Genomic DNA, 19,790 nt, shown 5'->3' with positions numbered 1-19,790 from the left:
ATACGTGGCTCGACGAATGGGGCGTCGACCTCGCGGTGCGCGAGCGCGGCGGCCTGAAGCCGCCCGTTGCCGCGCAACCGGCGCGGCAGATCTGGCTATTGCAGCGCAAGGCCGGCAAGCTCGGTGGCGGGCTCGGCAAGACGTCGGGCTGGGTGCATCGCGCGGCGCTCGCGAGGAACGGCGTGCAGATGCTAGGCGGCGTCGAGTATCGGGAGATCAGCGCGCGCGGTCTGAGGATCGCGCGAGACGGTGCCGACGAATGGCTCGACGTCGATACGATCGTCGTGTGCGCGGGGCAGGAGTCGTTGCGCGAGCTAATGCCGTCGACCGTCGATGGCAAGCACGGCAGCGGCGGCCCGCGTTTTCATGTGATCGGCGGCGCGAAGCTCGCCACTGAGCTCGATGCGAAGCGCGCGATCCGCGAGGGCGCGGAGCTGGCGGCGGCGCTTTGACAACGGCGCCGCGGTTCGACCAGAACCGCGCCGCCGCTCAGGCGCTGCCCTTCTTCTGGTAATCGAACCAGAACGACAAGCCGACGCTGCTCAGGATCACGATCGTCGCGATCACCGTCGAGCGTGTGACCGGCTCGCCGAGCAGCAGCGCACCCAATGCAACCGCGACGATCGGATTCACGTACATGCAGCTGCTCGCGATGATCGGGCTCGTGTGGCGAATCAGATAACCGTACGCGACGAACGCGGCCATCGTGCCGATCAGCATCAGATACAGGAACGCGACGAGCGGCAGGAAATGCAGCTCGAGCATCCGCTCGCCCGCCGCCCACGCGACTAGCGTCGAGATCGCGCCGCCAAGGCCGATCTGCAGTGAGGTCGACAGAAACAGGTCCGACGGCAGCTTCAGCACTCCGGCCAGATGCGCGCCGCCGGCCCAGAACAGCGCGCCGCACAGAATCGCGAGACTGCCTCCCACCGAGCCCGGCGTGCTGTCGCCGTGACTCAGAATCACGATGCCGGCGAGCCCGAGCCCGACCGCGAACCATTCGCCGCGGCCGATCTTCTGTCCGGCGGCGGCCGCGATCACGGTCGCGAACAGCGGCACAGTCGCGACCATCACGGCCGCGGTGCCGGTGCCGACCGTGCGCATGCCGTACGCGAGCATGCCGCTCGACAGACCCACCAGCATCGTGCCGACGAGGCCCGCGTTGCGAATTTCGGCGACGCTCGGCCAGACCGGCTTGCGGCGCGCGGCGAACACGAACAGACCGATGCCGGCGAACAGGTTGCGCAAGCCCGACATCAGCAGCGGCGGGAACGAGCCGAGCGCGACGTGCACGGCGAGATAGGTCGAGCCCCACACCAGATAAACGACGGCAAGCGCGAGCGCGACCCGCCCTTTGCGCGACTGCGGCAGACGCAGCGACCAGCCAGACGGAGAAAAAACCGAGCGTTGCAGCGACATGCGTTCAGCCCGCCGTCGCCACTCGACCCGCGCGCTGCGCTCGATGCCCGCGAGGCGCCGCGCCTGCGTCGATGCCTTTCGGACGGGATGGCGGGCACCGCATCGGCGATGCGGTCTGACGGGTGAGGCTGGCGGACATGTCGGTGGAACAGTAAGACGATGGGCGGCGCAGGAAGCGCCAGAAACGGCTGTGGCGGCGGAATCGGTCAAAACGACGCGATGCAACGCGGCCGCGATGCGCGGCGACGCCGCGGGCGAAAGCCGCGGCGCGCAACGCATTATGCAGTAAGCGCCGAGTGCGCCGCGCGACAGAATCGTAACTTTTTGGTTTCCTGCAACAAAAAAGCCGGGGACGCATCCCCGGCTTCCATTCAGCGTCGAATCCGTTCGATGCTCCACGCATCGGCAGGATCGCTAAGCACCCCGCACGCGGACTCAGTTGCCCATCGCGCCCGACGCCTCGTGCTTCATGCCCATCGCGCCGCCGCCCTTTTTCATCGAATCGTGTTTCATCGCGTCCTTTTTCATGCCGTCCTTCGACATGCTGTCTTTGGACATCGAATCTTTCGACATCGTGTCTTTCGACATCGCATCGTTTGACATCGCGCCGCTCGCCTGCGCGAATGCGGCGCCGCCGCTTGCCAGCATCAGCAACGCGATCGTGGTGACTGCAATCTTCTTCATGGGATGACTCCGTTGGTGGTGGATGAATCGAAACCGGCTCGTGCCGGCGTGCTTCCGAAGCCGCTGCCGCAAGCGCGCGTGCGCCCGCATGCGTCAGGAGCCTCCGAACCAGTTGTAGCCCTGGTCGACCCAATAGCCGCCGGGATACGTATTGGTGACGAATATCTCGACGATGTGCTTCGGATTCTTGTAGCCGAGCTTGGTCGGCATGCGCAGCTTCATCGGGTAGCCGTATTTCGCGGGTAGTCGCTCGCCGTCGTAAGAGAACGTCAGCAGCGTTTGCGGATGTAATGCGGTCGGCATGTCGATGCTTTCGTAGTAGTCGTCCGCGCATTTGAAGCCGACGTACTTCGCCGTCGTATCCGCGCCGACACGCCGCAGAAAATCGCCGAATGGCGTGCCGCCCCAGCGGCCGATCGCGCTCCAGCCTTCGACGCAGATATGCCGCGTGATCTGCTCGGCATGCGGCAGCGCGTACAGTTCGGGCAGCGTCCACACGCGCTTGCCGGTCACGAGCCCGCTCAGCTTCAGCTGATAATCGGAGCCGTCGACGTGCGGCACGTCGTCGATGCCGTAGTACGCGTTGAAGGGAAACGGTCGCGTGATCTGCGCTTCCGTGTAGGTCGGCGCGAGCTGCTTGGGGTCGAACAGCGCGGCCTGGGCGCGATCGTTCAGCCGCGACACAGCGGTGAGGAAGCGGTTCACGGAAGCGTCGTCGGTCAGCGAGCAGCCGCTCAGCATCGATAGACCGCCGAGCGTCAATAGCTGCTTGCCGAACAGGCGGCGCGACGGCATCGCCAGTTCGCGCTTCGCATCGAGCAGGATCGACGCGCGGTCGAGCGTGTGGCCAACACGCTGCGTGGGCTGGTCTGCTGGTTTGTCGATTGGCTTGTTCATGATTCGGTATCCGTAGGGGGTTCGCGTCGCGCGTCGATGAGCGTGAATATCGGCATGGCCGTCAGCAGCCGCGGCTCAATGTCCGCGCAGCATCGCGAGCAACGAACGCGGCACGAGCGCGACCATCGCCAGATGCACCGCAAGAAACGCGGCCAGCAGCGACATCGCGGTGAAGTGCACGACGCGTGCGTTGTCGTAGCCGCCCATCAGTTCACGCAGCAGCGGAAACTGCACCGACTTCCAGATCGCGAGCCCCGATAGCACCAGCACGATCAGATCGGCGATCGCGAACAGGTAGGCGAATTTCTGCACCGCGTTGTAGACGCGCAGATCGTCGTGCGACAGCTTCCCGCGCAACGCGGCGATGAAATCGCGCAGCACCGCGCTCGGCGTCAGCGGCAGGAACTTGCGCACGAACCGCCCGCTCGCGAGATTCAGCGCGATATACACGAGGCCGTTGAACACCAGCAGCCACATCGCCGCGAAGTGCCATTGCAGCGCGCCGCCGAGCCAGCCGCCCAGCGTGATCGCGGTCGGAAAGCTGAACGCCGGAAAGATCGGCGACGCGTCGTAGATGCGCCAGCCCGACAGCATCATCACGATCGCCGCGAGCGCGTTCAGCCAATGCGTGATGCGCAGCCACAGCGGGTGAATGACGCCGCGCTTGGGTGCGGCTGGCGCGGAGGGTGCGCCGGGGCGCAACGCGTGCGGCGTGGGTGTGGACATGGCGGCTCTCCTCGGGCAGCGGTAGAGAATGCGGCGCGTGCGATGTCGATCAACGGCACGCGGGAAGATCGGCCGCTTGCAGCACGTCGCCGCTCGCGTCGCTTTCGACGAACGCGACCACGCCGAAGCGGTCGGCGGCGTTGTCGATCGGATCGGCTTTCGCGTCGACGCTCGCTTCGCGTAGATCGATGTCCTGACGAATCCGCGCGTGACCGGCGACGAGTGGCACGGGCCCGAACCATGCGCGCACGACGCGCTCGTGATGCAGCGTCGCGCCGCGGTTTTCGCCCGCGCCGACCTGCGTCGTCAGCGCGTTCTCGTAGACCGCAACATAGGCGCTCAACGGACCCGTGATGGCGGCTGCCGTCGTGCTGAACTGCGCATCGACATCGAACGCGCCGGGCGCACGCGGGCTCAGCGCGAGCGCGACATTGGCCTGCGCGGGTGCGGCGACGAGTTCGTCGATGCGGCGCTCGAAACTGTCGCGTTGCGACCAGTCGCGCAGCTCGCGGCCCGCGACGAATACTTCCGGCGTATAGATCGTGTGCGCGCCCGCGAGATGCGTCAGCGTCTCCTGACGTTCGGTGAAGCGATGCTGGGAAAACCGGTCGCTCCAGCCGAGGCTGTTCCAGTAGTCGACGTGCAGTGCGAGGGGCACGATGCCGTGGGCGACGCCGTTGCTTTTCCATTGACCGAGCCAACGGTCGGCGGGCGGGCAGCTATCGCAGCCCTCGCTGCTGTACAGCTCGACGAGCGCTAACCGGTGCGCGGGGCTGTGCGTCGCGCATAGGGGCGCGGCCGCATCGGCCGCACGGATGCCCGAAGCGCTCAGCACAACGAGCGCGAGGCCGGCGGCGGGCCTGGAAAAACTCGTAAAGCGCTGAAGTAGCGAGCGATTGTGCGCGGTCGACATGACGTGCTCCGATCGTAGTCTGCACGTTTGTCGAACCGCGCGGCCGGTTATGACAAGCCTCTTTTAATTTTTTTCCGGCATGGCTAGCGAGCCAAGGCTCGCCGCGACTCAGTCGTAACTAACCACTACCGTCACGCGCGTGTCCGCATCGGTGCGCCGCGCGTTCAGCGACAGCACGCCGCCCGCGCGATCGACCGCGTAGTGGCCGTCGCGGGCCAGCACGCCGTGCCCAGTGCCATCGACGAAACGCGCTGCCACCAGATCGCGCGACTGCGTGCCGCCGTTCACTTCGAGCGTGACATCGGCCCCGCTGACGACGCCCGGCGGCGCGCTGAACGTCACCGTGCGCGAGAAGCGCTGACCGGCCACGCTCGTACTATCGACGGCGACGCCAGTGGGCGCCGTATCCGCACTGATCTGCAGCGGCGGTGCGACGATCATCCCCACGAACCGGATCACGCCGCCCCTCACCGTCGATGCCGCCGGCGCCGCCAGCGGCGCGGCAAGCAATGCCACCACCGCGGCTGTGCGACCGAACGTTCGCCACCGCATTGTTTCCGCTTTCATGTGCACCTCTCTGTCAATCGGCGCGAGTCGCGTCGCGCCATTCACGCGCCATCCCGCGAATCGGTTCGCTGGAGTGCGGCCTTGCTGCACTTTGTTTAACGGCAATCCTTTGACTGGCTTGAACGCAATGCGGATCACGTCGCTTTCTTCTGGCACCGCACAAAGACGGCCGATCGACGGAGCGCGATGTCGCCAACGGAAGTGCCCGAGACAGCGTGCTAACATCAAGCTTTCGTCGCTGGTGTCGCGGGCTTCACGTTTTGCTGCGCGGCAACCTGCCGTTCGCTATTCCCATCACCTGGTCGTTTTGCCCGTGACTTCGCTGCGTCGTCCGACTTTCCGTGCTCTCGCCCGCTTGCGCCCATGCCGCCGCGCAGGCGGCTGCGCGCGCGCGGGCGTCGCGCCGCACGGCACGGGCGAGACGTCCCGAACGCTCCCGCTTCACGCCGCCCGGCGCCCTCGCTGACGTAGCCTGCCGATACCCGGGGGCCGCGTCGCCGGGCTCCGGGCTCCGGGCTTTCCCATTCGCACTCATCCGCCGACCACCCGCATGGGATCGTCGCACGCGGCCATCCTTCACCGCCTTATCGGAGTCCTGATGATGAAGAAGATCAAAACCTGCTATCTGACCGAACTCGACGTGACCCGCCTCGAGAAACATGCGGCCGCCAACGCCAAGCTGCAGCAAATGCTCGACGACGTGCTCGAACGCGCGGTAATCGTCGACTCGCACGACATCCCGGCCGACGTCGTCACGATGAACTCGCAAGCAACGCTGATCGATTCGGCGAGCGGCGAACAAATGACGTGGACCGTCGTCTATCCGCCCAACGCCGATTTCGCGCAAGGGCGGCTGAACGTATTCTCGCCGGCCGGCCTCGCGCTGCTCGGCGCGCGCCGCGGCGAGAGCATCAGCTTTACGCCACCCAGCGGCGATCAGCAAGTGCTCAAGATCGACAAAATTCTGTATCAGCCCGAAGCCGCCGACGATTTTTCGCTGTAAGCCGGCTGTTCCATTGCTGTAAGTTGCCCTGTCTGATGCGGTCTCGAAATAAGCATAGGAGCTGTCTGGATTCATCTGGACCAGTTTTTTGAATCACTCAGACAGGTTGCCAAACCGCGGGCGGGCGGTGTATCGTGTGCGCTGCTAACGCGGGGGTCCTGCGTAGCGCGGAGCTGGAGGTCCGTGTTGCGTGGGTGAGAAATACCCTTTGAACCTGATCTGGATAATGCCAGCGCAGGGAAGCGTACGGATCTCGCACCAGCCTCAACAGCGTCACCTCTTAGCGATTTCCGACCACTTCCATCTCAGTCTCCTGCTTAGCCGCCCCACTTTGTACGGAGACTTACATGAACGCCAATCCGAAGTTTATTTCCGCCGAAGCCCATGTGGACGAGGCCGCCGTCGCGCCGCTGCCGAATTCGCGCAAGGTCTACGTGACGGGCTCGCGCCCCGACATCCGCGTGCCGATGCGCGAAATCTCGCAGGCAGACACGCCCGACAGCTTCGGCGGCGAAAAGAATCCGCCGATCTACGTGTACGACACGTCGGGCCCCTACTCCGACCCCGAGGCGAAGATCGACATCCGCGCGGGTCTGCCCGCGCTGCGTCAGGCGTGGATCGAGGAGCGCGGCGACACCGAGCCGCTGACCGGTCTGTCGAGCAGCTTCAGCCGCGAGCGCGCCGCCGATCCGGCCACCGCGCAGCTGCGTTTCCCGGGCCTGCATCGCACGCCGCGCCGCGCGATCGCCGGCAAGAACGTGACGCAGATGCACTACGCGAAGCAAGGCATCATCACGCCGGAAATGGAATACATCGCGATTCGCGAGAACCAGCGTCGTGCCGAGTATCTGGAGACCTTGAAGGCGAGCGGCCCGAACGGCGCGAAGCTCGCCGCGATGATGGGCCGCCAGCACCCCGGCCAGGCATTCGGCGCGAGCGCGTTCGGTCCGAACGGTCTCAGCGAAATCACCGCGGAATTCGTGCGCGAGGAAATCGCGCGCGGCCGCGCGATCATCCCGAACAACATCAATCATCCGGAGAGCGAGCCGATGATCATCGGCCGCAACTTCCTCGTGAAGGTCAATGCGAACATCGGCAACTCGGCGGTGACCTCCTCCATCGGCGAGGAAGTCGACAAGATGACGTGGGCGATCCGCTGGGGCGGCGACACGGTGATGGATCTGTCGACCGGCAAGCACATTCATGAAACGCGCGAATGGATCATCCGCAACAGCCCGGTGCCGATCGGCACCGTGCCGATCTACCAGGCGCTCGAAAAGGTCAACGGCAAGGCCGAAGATCTGACGTGGGAAATCTTCCGCGACACTCTCATTGAACAGGCTGAGCAGGGCGTCGACTACTTCACGATCCACGCGGGCGTGCGTCTGCAATACGTGCCGCTCACCGCGAACCGGATGACCGGCATCGTGTCGCGCGGCGGCTCGATCATGGCGAAGTGGTGTCTCGCGCATCACAAGGAAAGCTTCCTGTACGAGCACTTCGAAGAGATCTGCGAAATCATGAAGGCCTACGACGTGGCCTTCTCGCTCGGCGACGGCCTGCGTCCCGGCTCGATCTACGACGCGAACGACGAAGCGCAACTGGGCGAGCTGAAGACGCTCGGCGAGCTCACGCAGATCGCATGGAAGCACGACGTGCAGGTGATGATCGAAGGTCCGGGCCATGTGCCGATGCAGCTGATCAAGGAGAACATGGACCTGCAGCTCGACTGGTGCGACGAAGCGCCGTTCTACACGCTCGGGCCGCTGACCACCGACATCGCGCCGGGCTACGACCACATCACGTCGGGCATCGGCGCCGCGATGATCGGCTGGTTCGGCACCGCGATGCTGTGCTACGTGACGCCGAAGGAACACCTCGGTCTGCCGAACAAGGACGACGTGAAGACCGGCATCATCACGTACAAGCTCGCCGCGCATGCAGCGGACCTCGCGAAGGGTCATCCGGGCGCGCAGGTACGCGACAACGCGCTGTCGAAGGCACGCTTCGAATTCCGTTGGGAAGACCAGTTCAATCTCGGTCTCGACCCGGACAAGGCGCGCGAATTCCACGACGAGACGCTGCCGAAGGATTCGGCCAAGGTCGCGCATTTCTGCTCGATGTGCGGCCCGCACTTCTGCTCGATGAAGATCACCCAGGACGTGCGCGAGTTCGCCGCGCAACAGGGCGTCAGCGATAACGAAGCGCTGCAGAAAGGCATGGAAGTCAAGTCGATCGAGTTCATGAAGCAAGGCGCGGAGATTTATCAGCGGCAATAAGCGGCTTGCGCGACGCGCGCGCGGAGTAGCGCCCTGCAGTATCGAAGCCCGCCAGCATGGCGGGTTTTTTTTATTCCGCCGCGCCCAGCAGGCACGTTGTGTGCTGACAGAGAGAAACAACTACTTCCAACAACGAAGGGAGTCAGCATCATGAAATCGATCCGTCAACTCGGTGCTCGTCTTGGCCCGGTCGCAGTCGCGCTTTCGCTCGTCGCGGGTGTCGCGGCATGCGGCGACATGTCCCCGCGCACACGCGATACCGCGATCGGCGCGGGTGTGGGCGGCGCGGCCGGCGCGGCGATCGGCGGCAGCGGCTTGTCGACGTTGGGCGGCGCGGCCGTGGGCGGTGTCATCGGTAACCAGATCGGCAAGTGAGCGGCAAGTGAGCGTTGCGTCCGATGATGCGTCTGACGATTCATACAGGACAGCCAAGCATTTATTCCGACCAGGCACCGGACTGACGAGGGCCGCGAATGCGGTGCGCCCTCGTCCCGACAGCGCACGTGGAAATAGACTGAAATATGCGGTTGCGGTTTTGCCACAGCGCTGCCGCGGCAGAAGCGTAAGCTCCTCATAACGACGTCGCGCGAGGCGGCATCGGTTCATCGAGGAGCGCGTCATGAAGTCCCGCGTCGTCACCCATCCTCGCGCGGTGCGCCTCTCGACGCCACGCGAGACATCCAGTTTTTCCGCAACGTTCGCGCGGCCCGCCGCCGCGATTTCCGCGCTCGCCTCCAGTCTGTTTTTAGCCGGCTGCTATTACCCCGCCGGCTACTATCCCGCGGGCTATTACACGTCGTACTATTCGACCGCGCCCGCGACCACAGTGGACCAAACCGCACCGGCCACCGATCCACAGCAGACGCCTCAAGCCCAGGCGCAAATGCAGGTCGCGCCGCAGGACATGCCGCCCGGTTATGCAGCCGCCGCGCCCGTGTATGTGGCACCGCCGGTGTATCCCGCCTACTATCCGCCGCCCGCTTATCCTTATCCCGCCTATTACGGCTATCCCGCCTACTATGGACCGTCGATTGCGATCGGCATTGGTGGCTACTGGGGGGGCCATTGGGGCGGCCACTGGCATTGACCTGTCTTTGGTTCGCCCGCCACCGCGCACACCCGCCCGTACTTTCCCGGCTTGACTCGCCGATATGGCGCTCTATTCTTGAAAGGTTGCACGCAGCACCCGCTTAAATCCGGCGCCGCCGCTTGGTCGAGGCCACTCGCGAGCGTCCGCCGTGCCAGAGCGACGCGCCGTCATGCGCAATCTCCCGCGTCGAATTACACAACAACGAAGGAGAGATGATGTTTCATCAACTGCTCACTCCAGTCGGTAATTCGCTTTTTGCGTCGTTTATCGTCGCCGCGCTGCCGATCATCGTCGTGCTCGCGCTGCTCGGCTGGGCGCGCAGGCCAGCGTGGCAGGCGTCGCTCGCGGGATTGATCGTCGGTTTGATCGTAGCGATTTTCATCTGGCAGTTTCCGGTCGGGCTCGCGTTGAACTCGGTCGCGGCCGGCGTCGTCTTTGCGATCTGGCCAGTGATGTGGATCGTGTTCACCGCGATCCTGCTGTACAACATCGCGCAGCGCTCGGGACGCTTCGAGGCCTTCCGCCTGTGGATGATCGACAACCTGCCGAACGACCGGCGCATCGTGCTCGTCGTGGTCGGCTTTTCGTTCGGCGCGCTGCTCGAGGGGATTTCGGGCTTCGGCACTCCGGTCGCGATCACGAGCTCACTCTTGATCATGCTCGGCTTTCCAACGCTCGAAGCGCTGGTCTTCACGCTGATCTTCAATACCGCGCCGGTCGCGTTCGGCGCGCTCGGCGTGCCGATCACGGTCCTCGGCGCGGTCACGCATTTGCCGTCCGATGTGCTCGGCAAGATGGTCGGGCGGCAATTGCCGTTCTTTGCTGTCCTGCTGCCCTTCTATGTGATCGGCGCGTACGCGGGCTTTCGCAACATGCTGCGGATCTGGCCGCTGCTGCTGGTGTCGGGCCTGAGCTTCGCGCTGACCCAGTTCGTCGTCTCGAACTTCGTGAACTACAGCCTGACCGACGTGCTGTCTTCGCTGGTTTCGCTGATCCTGACCGTGGCGTTCCTGCGGGTCTGGAAGCCCGTCGCCGATCCGAAATTCGCGATCAACGTCGATCGTATCAACGAGGTGCGCGGCAAAATCGGCGGCGTGCAGGGCTGGTATCCGTGGATCATCGTATCGGTTGTCGTGATCGTCTGGACGGTCGCGAGGATCTTCACGATCGGCGACGTCAAGGTATCGTGGCCGGGTCTCGACAAGGCCGTCTTCATCACGCTGTACAACACGCCGTACGGCGCGATCTGGGACTTCCAACCGCTTGCGACCGGCACCGCGATCCTCGTCGCGGCGCTCATCACCGCGTTCGTCGTGCGGCTCTCCCCCGCCGAGTTCTGCAAGGCGATCTCCGACACGTGGGTGCAAACGCGCATCGCGATTCTGACCGTGGCGACGATCGTCGGCCTCGCGTATCTAATGAACTACTCGGGCCTCAACTACACGCTCGGCCTCGGGGTCGCGTCGGTCGGGCCGGTGTTTCCGCTCGTGTCGGCGTTCCTCGGCTGGGTCGCGGTGTTCCTGTCGGGCAGCGATACGTCGGGCAATGCGCTGTTCGGCAATCTGCAGGTGGTGGCGGCCAAGCAGCTCAATCTGAATCCGGTGCTGATGGCGGCGACCAACTCGTCGGGCGGCGTGATGGGCAAGATGATCTCGCCGCAGAACATTTCGACCGGCGTCGCGACCACCGACTTGAAGGGCAAGGAAGGCGTCGTGTTCGCCAAGACCTTCAAGCATTCGATTCTGCTCACGGTGCTGCTCGGCGTGCTCGTGTGGGCGCAGCAGAACTTCCTGCAATGGATGATTCCGCACTGAACTCGCGCCGCTGACGGCGCAACGCAGTTCACATTGTTTCGGACGGCGCCCGCGCATCGCGGGCGTCGTTTGCAATTCCGCCGCCGCTACCGCTCCGCCGCATCGCAATTTTTCTCACATATCGGTGAGAATTGCTCGTTTGGCCTGCGCCTTCGCAGCGCTTAGCATCGACCTACCCGGACGCGGCCGTCTCCCGGATCTTGCCGTTTCATCCCGCATTGAAACGAATCGCGCGATCGCACTGTTAGGATGAGCTGGCGTCTCGACTCAACTGCGCGCGGCGCCATTCCAATGAAAGCCAGAAACCTTCTGCAACTGCTGATCCTCGCCGCCCTGTGGGGCGCATCGTTCCTGTTCATCCGCGTCGGCGTGACCGACTTCGGCGTCGCGCCGCTGATGGCGCTGCGCGTCGGCATCGGCGCCCTCTTTCTCGCGATCGTGCTGATCGCGCGACGGCCGCTGCAACAGTCCGCCACGCTGTTGCGCACGCATGCGTTGCCGCTGCTCGTTGTCGGCATCCTCAATTCGGCGGCGCCATTCTGTCTGTTCGCGTATGCCGAGCTGACGCTGTCGGCGGGCGTCACGTCGGTGATCAATGCGTGCGCGCCGCTGTGGGGCGCGCTGGTCGGCTTTCTGTGGCTGCGCGACCGGCTCAGCGCGCTGCGCACGCTCGGCCTCGTGGTCGGCTTTCTCGGCGTGCTGATGCTCGTGTGGGACCAGATCGCGACGCCGGACGGATCGGCCGCGTCGCCGCTCACCGTCGCACTCGCGGCCGGCGCCGCGCTCGGCGCCACGCTGCTCTATGGCATCGCCGCGAATTACACGAAGCGTCACCTGACTGGCGTCGACGCGCTCAGCGTCGCGACCGGCACGATGATCGGCGCGACGATCGTATTGCTGCCGCTCGCGGTGATCTACTGGCCCGCCGCGCCGATCTCGCTGCGCGCGTGGGGCGCGGTGATCGCGCTCGGCGTCGGCTGCACCGGCATCGCGTACATGCTGTTCTTCCATCTGATCGCGGTCGCCGGGCCGACACGCGCGATCACCGTGACCTTCGTGATTCCGATCTTCGGCATTCTGTGGGGCGCGCTGTTTCTGGGCGAGACGGTGTCGCCCGGCATGCTCGAAGGGTGCGCGGTGATTCTGGTCGGCACCGCGTTGGCGACCGGTGTGATCAAGCGGCTGCCGTGGGTGGGCACGCGGCGGCGCGCGGACACCTGAGGGCGCGGTCGAAAAAAAAACCGCCCGGATTGCTCCGGGCGGCTTTTTCGTCGAACCAGCGGCGTTGGCCGCGAGGCTCTCGTATCAGCGCAGCTGATAGGCCATCAGGCTCATGATCTGCTTGGCCTGCGAGCTTTCGTCGACCTGGCCCTTGTCGTCGACCACAGCCACGCGGGTCTGATCCGGCGTCACCGCGCGCACGTTCACGCGATACTCCTTGGCGACCTTCTCCTTCCGGCCGTGGAAGACCTGGCTCCAGAAGCCCTGCTCGGCCGACGACATATCCTTCGGATCGACGTAGCGCACGAAATACAGGCCGCGGCTCACGTCGCGGTCGTCGACCGTGAAATTGCTGCGATCGAGCGCGAGGCCTACGCGCAGCCACGCACGGTCATACGGGTCGCCGAGCGTGAGTTCGGTCGATGACAGCTGCGCCGACGTGTTGTTGGCCGAATCCACGTCCGGTGTCGACGGCTGGGCCGCCAGCGCGACGTTCTGCGCGACAACGGCGGCCGTCGCCGACTTCGCACCCGCCGTCGCCGCGTTCGGCGCGAACTGCGTGCCCGCAGGCGACAGCTCGGCGTTCTGCGTGCCACCCGCACCCGATTCAGCCCGCGCGAGCGAGGCCATCAGGCGCTTCAGATATTCCTGCTCGAGCGCCGGGTCGTTCGGCTTGGGTTGCCATTGGGTCGACTCGTTGTTCGTACCGGTGATCGCCTCACGCATGCCTTTCTGGCTGACGAACACGTAGGTGCCGCCCTTCGGCGCGGCTTCGAGACGCGTGCGGAACTTGTTGCGCTCCGAGCTCACGTAGCTGTTGCCCATCGCCTTCGACAGCGTGTTGCGGATAAAGCCGTCGTTGATCTGCGCGTGGGTTTCGTTCCAGTCGGTTTCCATCACGCCCTTGTCGCGCTGGTCGACGACGAGCAGGAAGCCCTGCTCCTGCCAGAAGCGGCGGATTTGCGGCCAGGCCTGATCGGGCGTTTTGTTGTCGATCACGAGCCAGCTTTCGGTGCCGTCGCGCTGGATGTGGATGCCCTGGACGGGCGGCACGACCGCAACCGCATCGCCGGCCGGCGCCTGCGCCTGCACCTGTTTGAGCGTGGACAGCGAGGTTTCGCCGCCCTGCGGCGGCAGCGAACGCTGATCGGCCGTCTCGTCGATCATGTTCGGCGGTACGGCAAGCGATACCTGCTTCGAACGGGAGTCGCTCCTATAGTCGATTTTGGTCGGCGACGAGGTACCGCAGCCGGCGACCAGCCCGCCTGCCATGAGCATTACTGCAAACCGCTTGGTGAGACGAAAATCAGTCATGTTCGGGGAATCCTTCCGCTACGCCACGGCAAGTTTCCGTGGATCAACCCAACATTTTACCGGTCCCGGCGAGGCGTGTGCAAAAACTGGGGTTTGCCCGGGACTCGCCGCATGCCACGGCGACGCAACGGCCACGGGAAAAAAGGCCGTGCCCGTCACGCTATTTGCCCTCTTATGAGGTAAATTTAACACTCAATGACACTTTCGAGTTGACCTTGGGAGTATTCCCAAAGTCTTCGCCGGATGGCCGCCGCATAAGGGCTTCCGGTTTGCCTGCGGCTTGTTTTCCCCATGGCGTGCGGTCCTGTCCGCCGCACGTGTGCAAAGACCAGAAGAAAACCGGTGCTACGTTAATCGAGTTATCTCAATAAAAATCCGGCGCCAAACGAGGAAGGCCTCATGTCCAGGTTCAATCTCCATCCATCCGCGATCGCCTCGGTGATCGCCGTCGTCGCGTGCTGCGCGAGCTTCGGCGCGCATGCCGAATTGGGCGGCACGATGCCGAGCCAGGCGGTGGCGGGCGCGAGCGCGCCGCGCACGCTGCTCAATGGCGCACTGCGCGAGCGCACGTGGACCGACGCCGGCAATACCACCATCAACGAATACGCGACCGGCACCGGCCTGATCGTCGCCTACGCATGGCAAGGCCCGACGATGCCGGATCTGCACGCGCTGCTCGGCAAATACGGCGACTCGTACAAGACCGGCGCGGCGGCGGCCGGCAGCGGCAATCTGCATTCGTCGCGGGTCGCGCGCTCCGACGTGATCGTCGAGTCCGGCGGACCGATGCGTGGCTACGTCGGCCGCGCGTGGCTGCCGGCGGCTTTGCCCGCCGGCGTCACCTCCGACGACATCCAGTGACGCGCGCGCCCCGCACGCGTCGCTCGCGCCCCCTTTCACGCCTGAGTTCCACCAGACGGACCGCCACGCCATGAAATCCGCCTTGCGTTTCCATGCCCTGCTTATGATCGTCTGCGCGGCCCTCGTCGGCTGCGGCGGCGGAGGCGGCAGTTCCTCGTCCGGCTCGTCCGGCTCCGGCTCGACACCGTCCGCGAGCGCGCCGACCAGTTCCGCGACCGCGCCAACTCCGAACGCGAACGTGCCGCAATCGACCACGCCCAACGTGCAGCCGGTCACGGTCGGCGTATCGCCCGGCAATACGCGCAACATGCTGATGACGAGCGTCACCGTCTGCCAGGCCGGCACCGGCAACTGCGCGACGATCGACGACATCCAGGTGGACACCGGCTCGAACGGCCTGCGCATCCTCGCATCGGCGCTGCCGACCACCCTGTCGCTGCCGACCATCGCCGCGGGCAGCGGCGTAAGCGCCGAATGTGCGGTGTTCGGCAGCGGCTACGCGTGGGGCTCGATCCACACCGCGGACGTACGCATGGCTGGCCAACAGGCGTCATCGATTCCGATCCAACTGATCGCCGACAGCGCGGTGCCTGGCGCACCCGCCGACTGCGCGAACTCCGGCGGCGCCTCGCTGCTGACCGTATCGAGCCTGCACGCGAATGGCATCCTCGGCGTGGGCCTGTTCCCGGTCGACTGCGGCAACGGTTGCGCGAACTCCGCGTTGCCGCGCTGGTACTACAGCTGCACGACGAGCGGCTGCAGCCCGACCGCGCAGCCGCTCGCGCAGCAGGTGACCAATCCGGTCAGCAGCTTCCCGCTCGATAACAACGGCGTCGTGATCGACCTGCCAGCCGTCGCCGATGCGGGCGCGGCGAGCGTGTCAGGCTCGCTGATCTTCGGCATCGGCACCCAGTCGAACAATACGCTTACGGGCACGAACGTTCTGAGGGCGAACTCGGCGACCGGTTACGTGACGACGAACACGGGCAGCCTGACCTATGCGGTGAGCTATCTCGACAGCGGCTCGAACGGCCTCTTCTTCCACTCGACGCAGTTCCCGTTGTGCGGCTTCTGGTACTGCCCGACTTCGACGCAGTCGGCAAGCGCGTCGATCACCGGCATCGATGGCGTGTCGAGCACGGTTTCGTTCGACATCGCCAATTCGAACACGCTGTTTTCGTCGTCGAACAACGCGTTCGACAATCTCGCCGGCAATTCGAGTCTGGGTTTCGGCTGGGGCTTGCCGTTCTTTTACGGCAAACGCATTTACACGGCGATTGCGACGCGCAATACGTCGGCCGGCCAGGGACCGTATTACGCGTTCTGAGGGTTGCCTGGGTTGGATGCGCAGCGACGGTGCGGCGCGCGGGTGCGAACTCAGCCCGCCGCGCTGGCTGGTTGTGCTGCCGGCGTGGCCAGTTGCGGCGGCGCGAGCCAGCGGAATACGTCGAGCTGTTCGCCGTGGAATGTGCACTCGGCGGCTGCCGGCGTGCGGACCCTCGACGGCTGGGCCGGCTTCGCGGCCAGCTTGGCCTCGGAGGCCGCTTGCGACGCCGATGCCGTGAGCGGCGCGGAAGCCGCGGTCGCGGACGCGCTCATCCCATGCTCGATGGTCCCCTCCACCACGACCCGCGAGCCGCGAATCGCGGCCCCGCGATGCGTGACCCGCAGCCGATCCGACGACATCCCCGACGACGGCTCGGCCAGCTTGCTGCGCATCAATTGTTCACAGGCGCTCGAGTTGCGGGTGACGATCGTGCAGGCCGCCAGTAGCGACGCGGCGCTCGCGAGACAGGCGACAGAGAGAAGGCGAATCTTCATCGATATTCCGTTGTTCGAGGTCCCGGCCATTGTAGCCGCTTGACCTTGACGCGGCGCATCGGCATCGTGTTGGCCGGCCGCCCGGTTACCCACATGGCGCGGCGAATTCCAAGCGACTCCCCCCCGGTAACGATTCCGGCTTCTTCATGCTCAGCCTCGTCCTGCTCGCAATCGTCGCCTATGCCGCGACCAATATCGACAACCTGTTCGTCCTGCTCGGCTTTCTGGCCGAAGCGGGCGTAAAACGGCGTCGCGTGGTCGCGGGACAGTACGCGGGATCATTGATCCTCGTCGCGGCGGCGCTCGTGCTCGCGGCCTTGCTCACGCGCCTCCCGGCCGGTTATGTGGGCCTGCTCGGCTTGCTGCCGATCGTTGTGGGACTGCACAAGGCGTGGCAGCGCTTCGGTTCTTGCCTCGCACTGAATAGGGATAGCGAGGACAGCCGTACAAGCGCTCCACCATCCATTCGCGGCTCATCGAGCTGGACCGTCGCGAGCGTCGCCATCGCCAACGGCTCGGACAACCTCGCCGTCTACGTGCCGCTGTACGCCAGTCATGCACCCGCCGAGAACGCGCTAGTTTCGCTCGTGTTCATCGTGATGATCGGGCTGTGGTGCGCGGGCGCGGCATGGCTCGTCGACCATCCGTTGCTCGGCGGGCCGATCCGGCGGTACGGCTCGGCGGTGCTGCCGCTGATCCTGCTCGCGATAGGCGTATCGGTGTTGTTGAACAGCGATACGCTGCGGCTTTTGTCCGGCGGGTGAGCAACGCGGGGCTCGGTCGAAAGACTGTCCAGGCGTCGAGGAAGTCAATTTGCCGGCCGCAGCGGTTGCACGTAAGTACGCACGCCGGCCAGCGGCGCGCCATAGCCGCCCGCGCTCGGGTTGTTCGGCAAGCCGTTGACCAGTTGCGCGCGAGGATCGGTCGGATTCAGATTCAACTCGCCCGCCTGCTGGTTGCCGTGCGTCGGATACTCGCTGCCGAGCGCCGCATGTGGCATCAGGCGCGTGCTGTTCTGCGGCGCGTTCATGTCGTTCTGCGCGCTGAGCCCCTGCGCGCCGGCCTGCCCGACGAACCCGCATGCCAACGCCGCGCACGCGCCGATCCTTGCGACAGCGGATATCCACGCTATTTTTTTCATGTTCGCCTCCTGCTCAGTGAATTGACGATGCCTCGTGAGCTCACCCGTGAATCGAACGCGGCACGAGCACACTGCGTGCCCTTGACGCAATCTCAATAATATGTTCCCATTGCGTACTATGTACCGCGCCCAGACCACCCTATCGCTACTACTAGCCCGCTCTACCGGGCTAGGTCTGGCTGCGCGCGTCCGCTTCTCTCTGATACACCGAAGCATCGCTTGAATCCCCAGTAACTGACCCAGCCCCGGTTTCCGACCGGCGGCCCAGTATCGCCTTTTCGTCGTCCGGTCGACACCCGTTCCACGGTCTCTCCCTCGGATGATGAAAATGTTGAAAAACCCCGCTACCAAGTACCGTTCGTTCAAGCCGATCAATTTGACGGATCGCCAGTGGCCGTCGCGCACCATCACGCGCGCGCCGATCTGGATGAGCACCGACCTGCGTGACGGCAACCAGGCGCTGTTCGAGCCGATGAACGCCGAGCGCAAGATGCGCATGTTCAAGACGCTGGTGCAGATCGGCTTCAAGGAAATCGAAGTCGGGTTTCCTTCAGCGTCGCAGACCGATTTCGACTTCGTGCGCGAGCTGATCCAGGGCGGCCATATTCCCGACGACGTGACGATCGAAGTGCTCACGCAGGCGCGCGACGATCTGATCGAGCGTACGTTCGAATCGTTGCGCGGCGCCCCGCGCGCGATCGTCCACCTGTACAACGCGACCGCGCCGGACTTCCGCAAGATCGTGTTCGGCCTCGAAAAGAGCGGCGTGATCGAACTCGCGCAGAAGGCCGCGCGCACGGTGAAGCGCCTCGCCGACGCGCAGCCGGAAACGCACTTCACGCTGCAATACAGCCCGGAAGTGTTCAGCGGCACCGAACTCGAATTCGCGAAGGAAGTCTGCGACGCGGTGTTCGACATCTGGCAACCGACGCCCGAGCACAAGGCGATCGTCAATCTGCCGGCCACCGTCGAAATGGCCACGCCGAACGTCTACGCGGACCAGATCGAATGGATGCACCGCAATCTCGCACGCCGCGATTCGCTGATCGTCTCCGTCCATCCGCATAACGACCGTGGTACGGCCGTCGCCGCCGCGGAGCTCGCCGTGATGGCGGGCGCGGATCGCGTCGAAGGCTGCCTGTTCGGCAACGGCGAGCGCACCGGCAACGTCGATCTCGTCACGCTCGCGTTGAATTTGTACACGCAAGGCGTCGATCCCGAGCTCGATTTCTCGAACATCAACGAAGTCGCGCGCACGGCCGAGGAATGCACGCAGTTGCCGATCCATCCGCGTCACCCGTATGTCGGCGATCTCGTCTTCACCGCGTTCTCGGGCTCGCACCAGGACGCGATCAAGAAGGGCTTCGCCGGGCAGAAGCCGGATGCGATCTGGGAAGTGCCGTACATGCCGATCGATCCGAGCGACCTCGGCCGCACCTACGACTCCGTGATTCGCGTGAACAGCCAGTCGGGCAAGGGAGGCATCGCCTATCTGCTCGAGCAGAGCTACGGCGTCGTGTTGCCGCGCCGCCTGCAGGTGGACTTCAGCTCGGCCGTGCAGCGCTTCACCGACGACAGCGGCCAGGAAGTCACGCCCGCGCAGATCTGGGAACTGTTCCAGCAGGAGTACGTGCGTACGGCCGAGCCGGTCCGCTATGTCAGCCACAGCCTGTCCGAGCATGACGGCCGCGAGCACATCAAGCTCAACGTCGAAATCCACGGCACGCCGCGCGTGCTGACGGGCGCCGGCAACGGCCCGCTCGACGCGCTGATGCACGCGATCGACGTACCCGTGCGCATCCAGCACTACGAGGAACGCGCGCTCACGCAGGGCGCCGATGCGCGCGCGATCGCGATCGCCGAAATGGCCGGCGCCGATGTGGCCGGCAGCGCGTTCGGCGTCGGTGTCGATGCGAACCTGATTACCGCGTCGATTCGTGCGGTGATCAGCGGCGTGAACCGCGCGTATGCACGCGTGAACGCGGATGCACAGGAGCGTTTCTTCGACGCCGCGCTGAGCGACGCGACGGTGTAAGGCCT

The 19,790-nt window shown here is 65.0% G+C and carries 19 protein-coding genes, 1 pseudogene and 1 riboswitch; of the genes and pseudogenes, 11 read left to right on the top strand and 9 right to left on the bottom strand.

Annotation, left to right across the window (positions count from 1 at the left end; translation table 11 throughout):
- Positions 1–452 (top strand): annotated as a pseudogene (gene fadH, locus AB4Y34_RS32920) (NADPH-dependent 2,4-dienoyl-CoA reductase); the annotation flags it as partial.
- 37 nt (positions 453–489) lie between these two features.
- Here fadH and AB4Y34_RS32915 read toward each other — a convergent pair.
- The 6 genes from AB4Y34_RS32915 to AB4Y34_RS32890 form a co-directional block, all read right to left on the bottom strand.
- Positions 490–1,419, bottom strand: a complete 930-nt coding sequence (locus AB4Y34_RS32915; RefSeq protein ID WP_368718401.1) for an EamA family transporter — start codon at positions 1,417–1,419, stop codon at positions 490–492.
- Positions 1,420–1,854: 435 nt separating this feature from the next.
- Entirely contained in the window at positions 1,855–2,103 is a 249-nt protein-coding gene (locus tag AB4Y34_RS32910; RefSeq protein ID WP_368718400.1) for a pentapeptide MXKDX repeat protein, read from the bottom strand.
- 93 nt (positions 2,104–2,196) lie between these two features.
- On the bottom strand, positions 2,197–3,000 hold the full coding sequence (locus tag AB4Y34_RS32905) for a molybdopterin-dependent oxidoreductase (RefSeq protein ID WP_368718399.1): 804 nt from the start codon (positions 2,998–3,000) through the stop codon (positions 2,197–2,199).
- 75 nt (positions 3,001–3,075) lie between these two features.
- A complete protein-coding gene (locus AB4Y34_RS32900) occupies positions 3,076–3,726 on the bottom strand; it encodes a cytochrome b/b6 domain-containing protein (protein ID WP_368718398.1) in 651 nt (216 codons plus the stop codon).
- Positions 3,727–3,775: 49 nt separating this feature from the next.
- Positions 3,776–4,639: a DUF1223 domain-containing protein gene (locus AB4Y34_RS32895; protein ID WP_368718397.1), complete on the bottom strand. Its 864-nt coding sequence runs from the start codon at positions 4,637–4,639 to the stop codon at positions 3,776–3,778.
- A gap of 108 nt (positions 4,640–4,747) precedes the next feature.
- Positions 4,748–5,206 carry a hypothetical protein gene (locus AB4Y34_RS32890; RefSeq protein ID WP_368718396.1) on the bottom strand — a complete coding sequence of 153 codons (459 nt, stop codon included), beginning with the start codon at positions 5,204–5,206 and terminating at the stop codon, positions 4,748–4,750.
- A 601-nt stretch (positions 5,207–5,807) separates the two neighbouring features.
- On the opposite strand from AB4Y34_RS32890, the gene AB4Y34_RS32885 reads away from it, so the two are divergent.
- The 6 genes from AB4Y34_RS32885 to AB4Y34_RS32860 all read left to right on the top strand — a co-directional run bounded on the left by AB4Y34_RS32885 (position 5,808) and on the right by AB4Y34_RS32860 (position 12,613).
- Positions 5,808–6,209: a GreA/GreB family elongation factor gene (locus tag AB4Y34_RS32885; protein WP_368718405.1), complete on the top strand. Its 402-nt coding sequence runs from the start codon at positions 5,808–5,810 to the stop codon at positions 6,207–6,209.
- A gap of 141 nt (positions 6,210–6,350) precedes the next feature.
- A riboswitch (TPP riboswitch) is annotated at positions 6,351–6,468 on the top strand.
- An 88-nt stretch (positions 6,469–6,556) separates the two neighbouring features.
- Positions 6,557–8,488 (top strand): phosphomethylpyrimidine synthase ThiC, encoded by a 1,932-nt coding sequence (gene thiC / locus AB4Y34_RS32880; RefSeq protein WP_368591821.1) that lies wholly within the window; start codon positions 6,557–6,559, stop codon positions 8,486–8,488.
- Positions 8,489–8,638: 150 nt separating this feature from the next.
- Positions 8,639–8,863, top strand: a complete 225-nt coding sequence (locus AB4Y34_RS32875) for a glycine zipper 2TM domain-containing protein (RefSeq protein WP_176382103.1) — start codon at positions 8,639–8,641, stop codon at positions 8,861–8,863.
- Positions 8,864–9,107: 244 nt separating this feature from the next.
- Positions 9,108–9,575 (top strand): hypothetical protein, encoded by a 468-nt coding sequence (locus tag AB4Y34_RS32870; RefSeq protein ID WP_368718395.1) that lies wholly within the window; start codon positions 9,108–9,110, stop codon positions 9,573–9,575.
- Between the two features lie 218 nt (positions 9,576–9,793).
- Complete coding sequence (locus AB4Y34_RS32865; protein WP_368718404.1) at positions 9,794–11,392, top strand: L-lactate permease; 1,599 nt, start codon at positions 9,794–9,796, stop codon at positions 11,390–11,392.
- 291 nt (positions 11,393–11,683) lie between these two features.
- On the top strand, positions 11,684–12,613 hold the full coding sequence (locus AB4Y34_RS32860) for a DMT family transporter (RefSeq protein WP_368718394.1): 930 nt from the start codon (positions 11,684–11,686) through the stop codon (positions 12,611–12,613).
- An 84-nt stretch (positions 12,614–12,697) separates the two neighbouring features.
- Here AB4Y34_RS32860 and bamC read toward each other — a convergent pair whose 3' ends face one another.
- On the bottom strand, positions 12,698–13,927 hold the full coding sequence (gene bamC / locus AB4Y34_RS32855) for an outer membrane protein assembly factor BamC (RefSeq protein ID WP_368718393.1): 1,230 nt from the start codon (positions 13,925–13,927) through the stop codon (positions 12,698–12,700).
- Positions 13,928–14,326: 399 nt separating this feature from the next.
- Between bamC and AB4Y34_RS32850 the strand changes: the two genes are divergently transcribed.
- Positions 14,327–14,788 (top strand): DUF2844 domain-containing protein, encoded by a 462-nt coding sequence (locus tag AB4Y34_RS32850; RefSeq protein WP_368718392.1) that lies wholly within the window; start codon positions 14,327–14,329, stop codon positions 14,786–14,788.
- 70 nt (positions 14,789–14,858) lie between these two features.
- Positions 14,859–16,115, top strand: a complete 1,257-nt coding sequence (locus AB4Y34_RS32845) for a DUF3443 domain-containing protein (protein ID WP_368718391.1) — start codon at positions 14,859–14,861, stop codon at positions 16,113–16,115.
- Positions 16,116–16,165: 50 nt separating this feature from the next.
- On the opposite strand, the gene AB4Y34_RS32840 is transcribed toward AB4Y34_RS32845, so the two are convergent.
- A complete protein-coding gene (locus AB4Y34_RS32840) occupies positions 16,166–16,609 on the bottom strand; it encodes a hypothetical protein (protein WP_176382115.1) in 444 nt (147 codons plus the stop codon).
- Positions 16,610–16,755: 146 nt separating this feature from the next.
- On the opposite strand from AB4Y34_RS32840, the gene AB4Y34_RS32835 reads away from it, so the two are divergent.
- Positions 16,756–17,373, top strand: coding sequence for a cadmium resistance transporter (locus tag AB4Y34_RS32835; protein WP_368718390.1), 618 nt, complete (start codon positions 16,756–16,758; stop codon positions 17,371–17,373).
- A 44-nt stretch (positions 17,374–17,417) separates the two neighbouring features.
- Here AB4Y34_RS32835 and AB4Y34_RS32830 read toward each other — a convergent pair whose 3' ends face one another.
- Entirely contained in the window at positions 17,418–17,750 is a 333-nt protein-coding gene (locus AB4Y34_RS32830; protein ID WP_368718389.1) for a hypothetical protein, read from the bottom strand.
- 328 nt (positions 17,751–18,078) lie between these two features.
- On the opposite strand from AB4Y34_RS32830, the gene leuA reads away from it, so the two are divergent.
- Positions 18,079–19,785 carry a 2-isopropylmalate synthase gene (gene leuA / locus AB4Y34_RS32825; RefSeq protein ID WP_368718388.1) on the top strand — a complete coding sequence of 569 codons (1,707 nt, stop codon included), beginning with the start codon at positions 18,079–18,081 and terminating at the stop codon, positions 19,783–19,785.
- Positions 19,786–19,790 lie beyond the last annotated feature (5 nt).

Source organism: Paraburkholderia sp. BR10954, assembly GCF_040965775.1.
Taxonomy (GTDB): domain Bacteria; phylum Pseudomonadota; class Gammaproteobacteria; order Burkholderiales; family Burkholderiaceae; genus Paraburkholderia; species Paraburkholderia youngii.
This window is presented reverse-complemented; position numbering and strand designations above follow the sequence as displayed.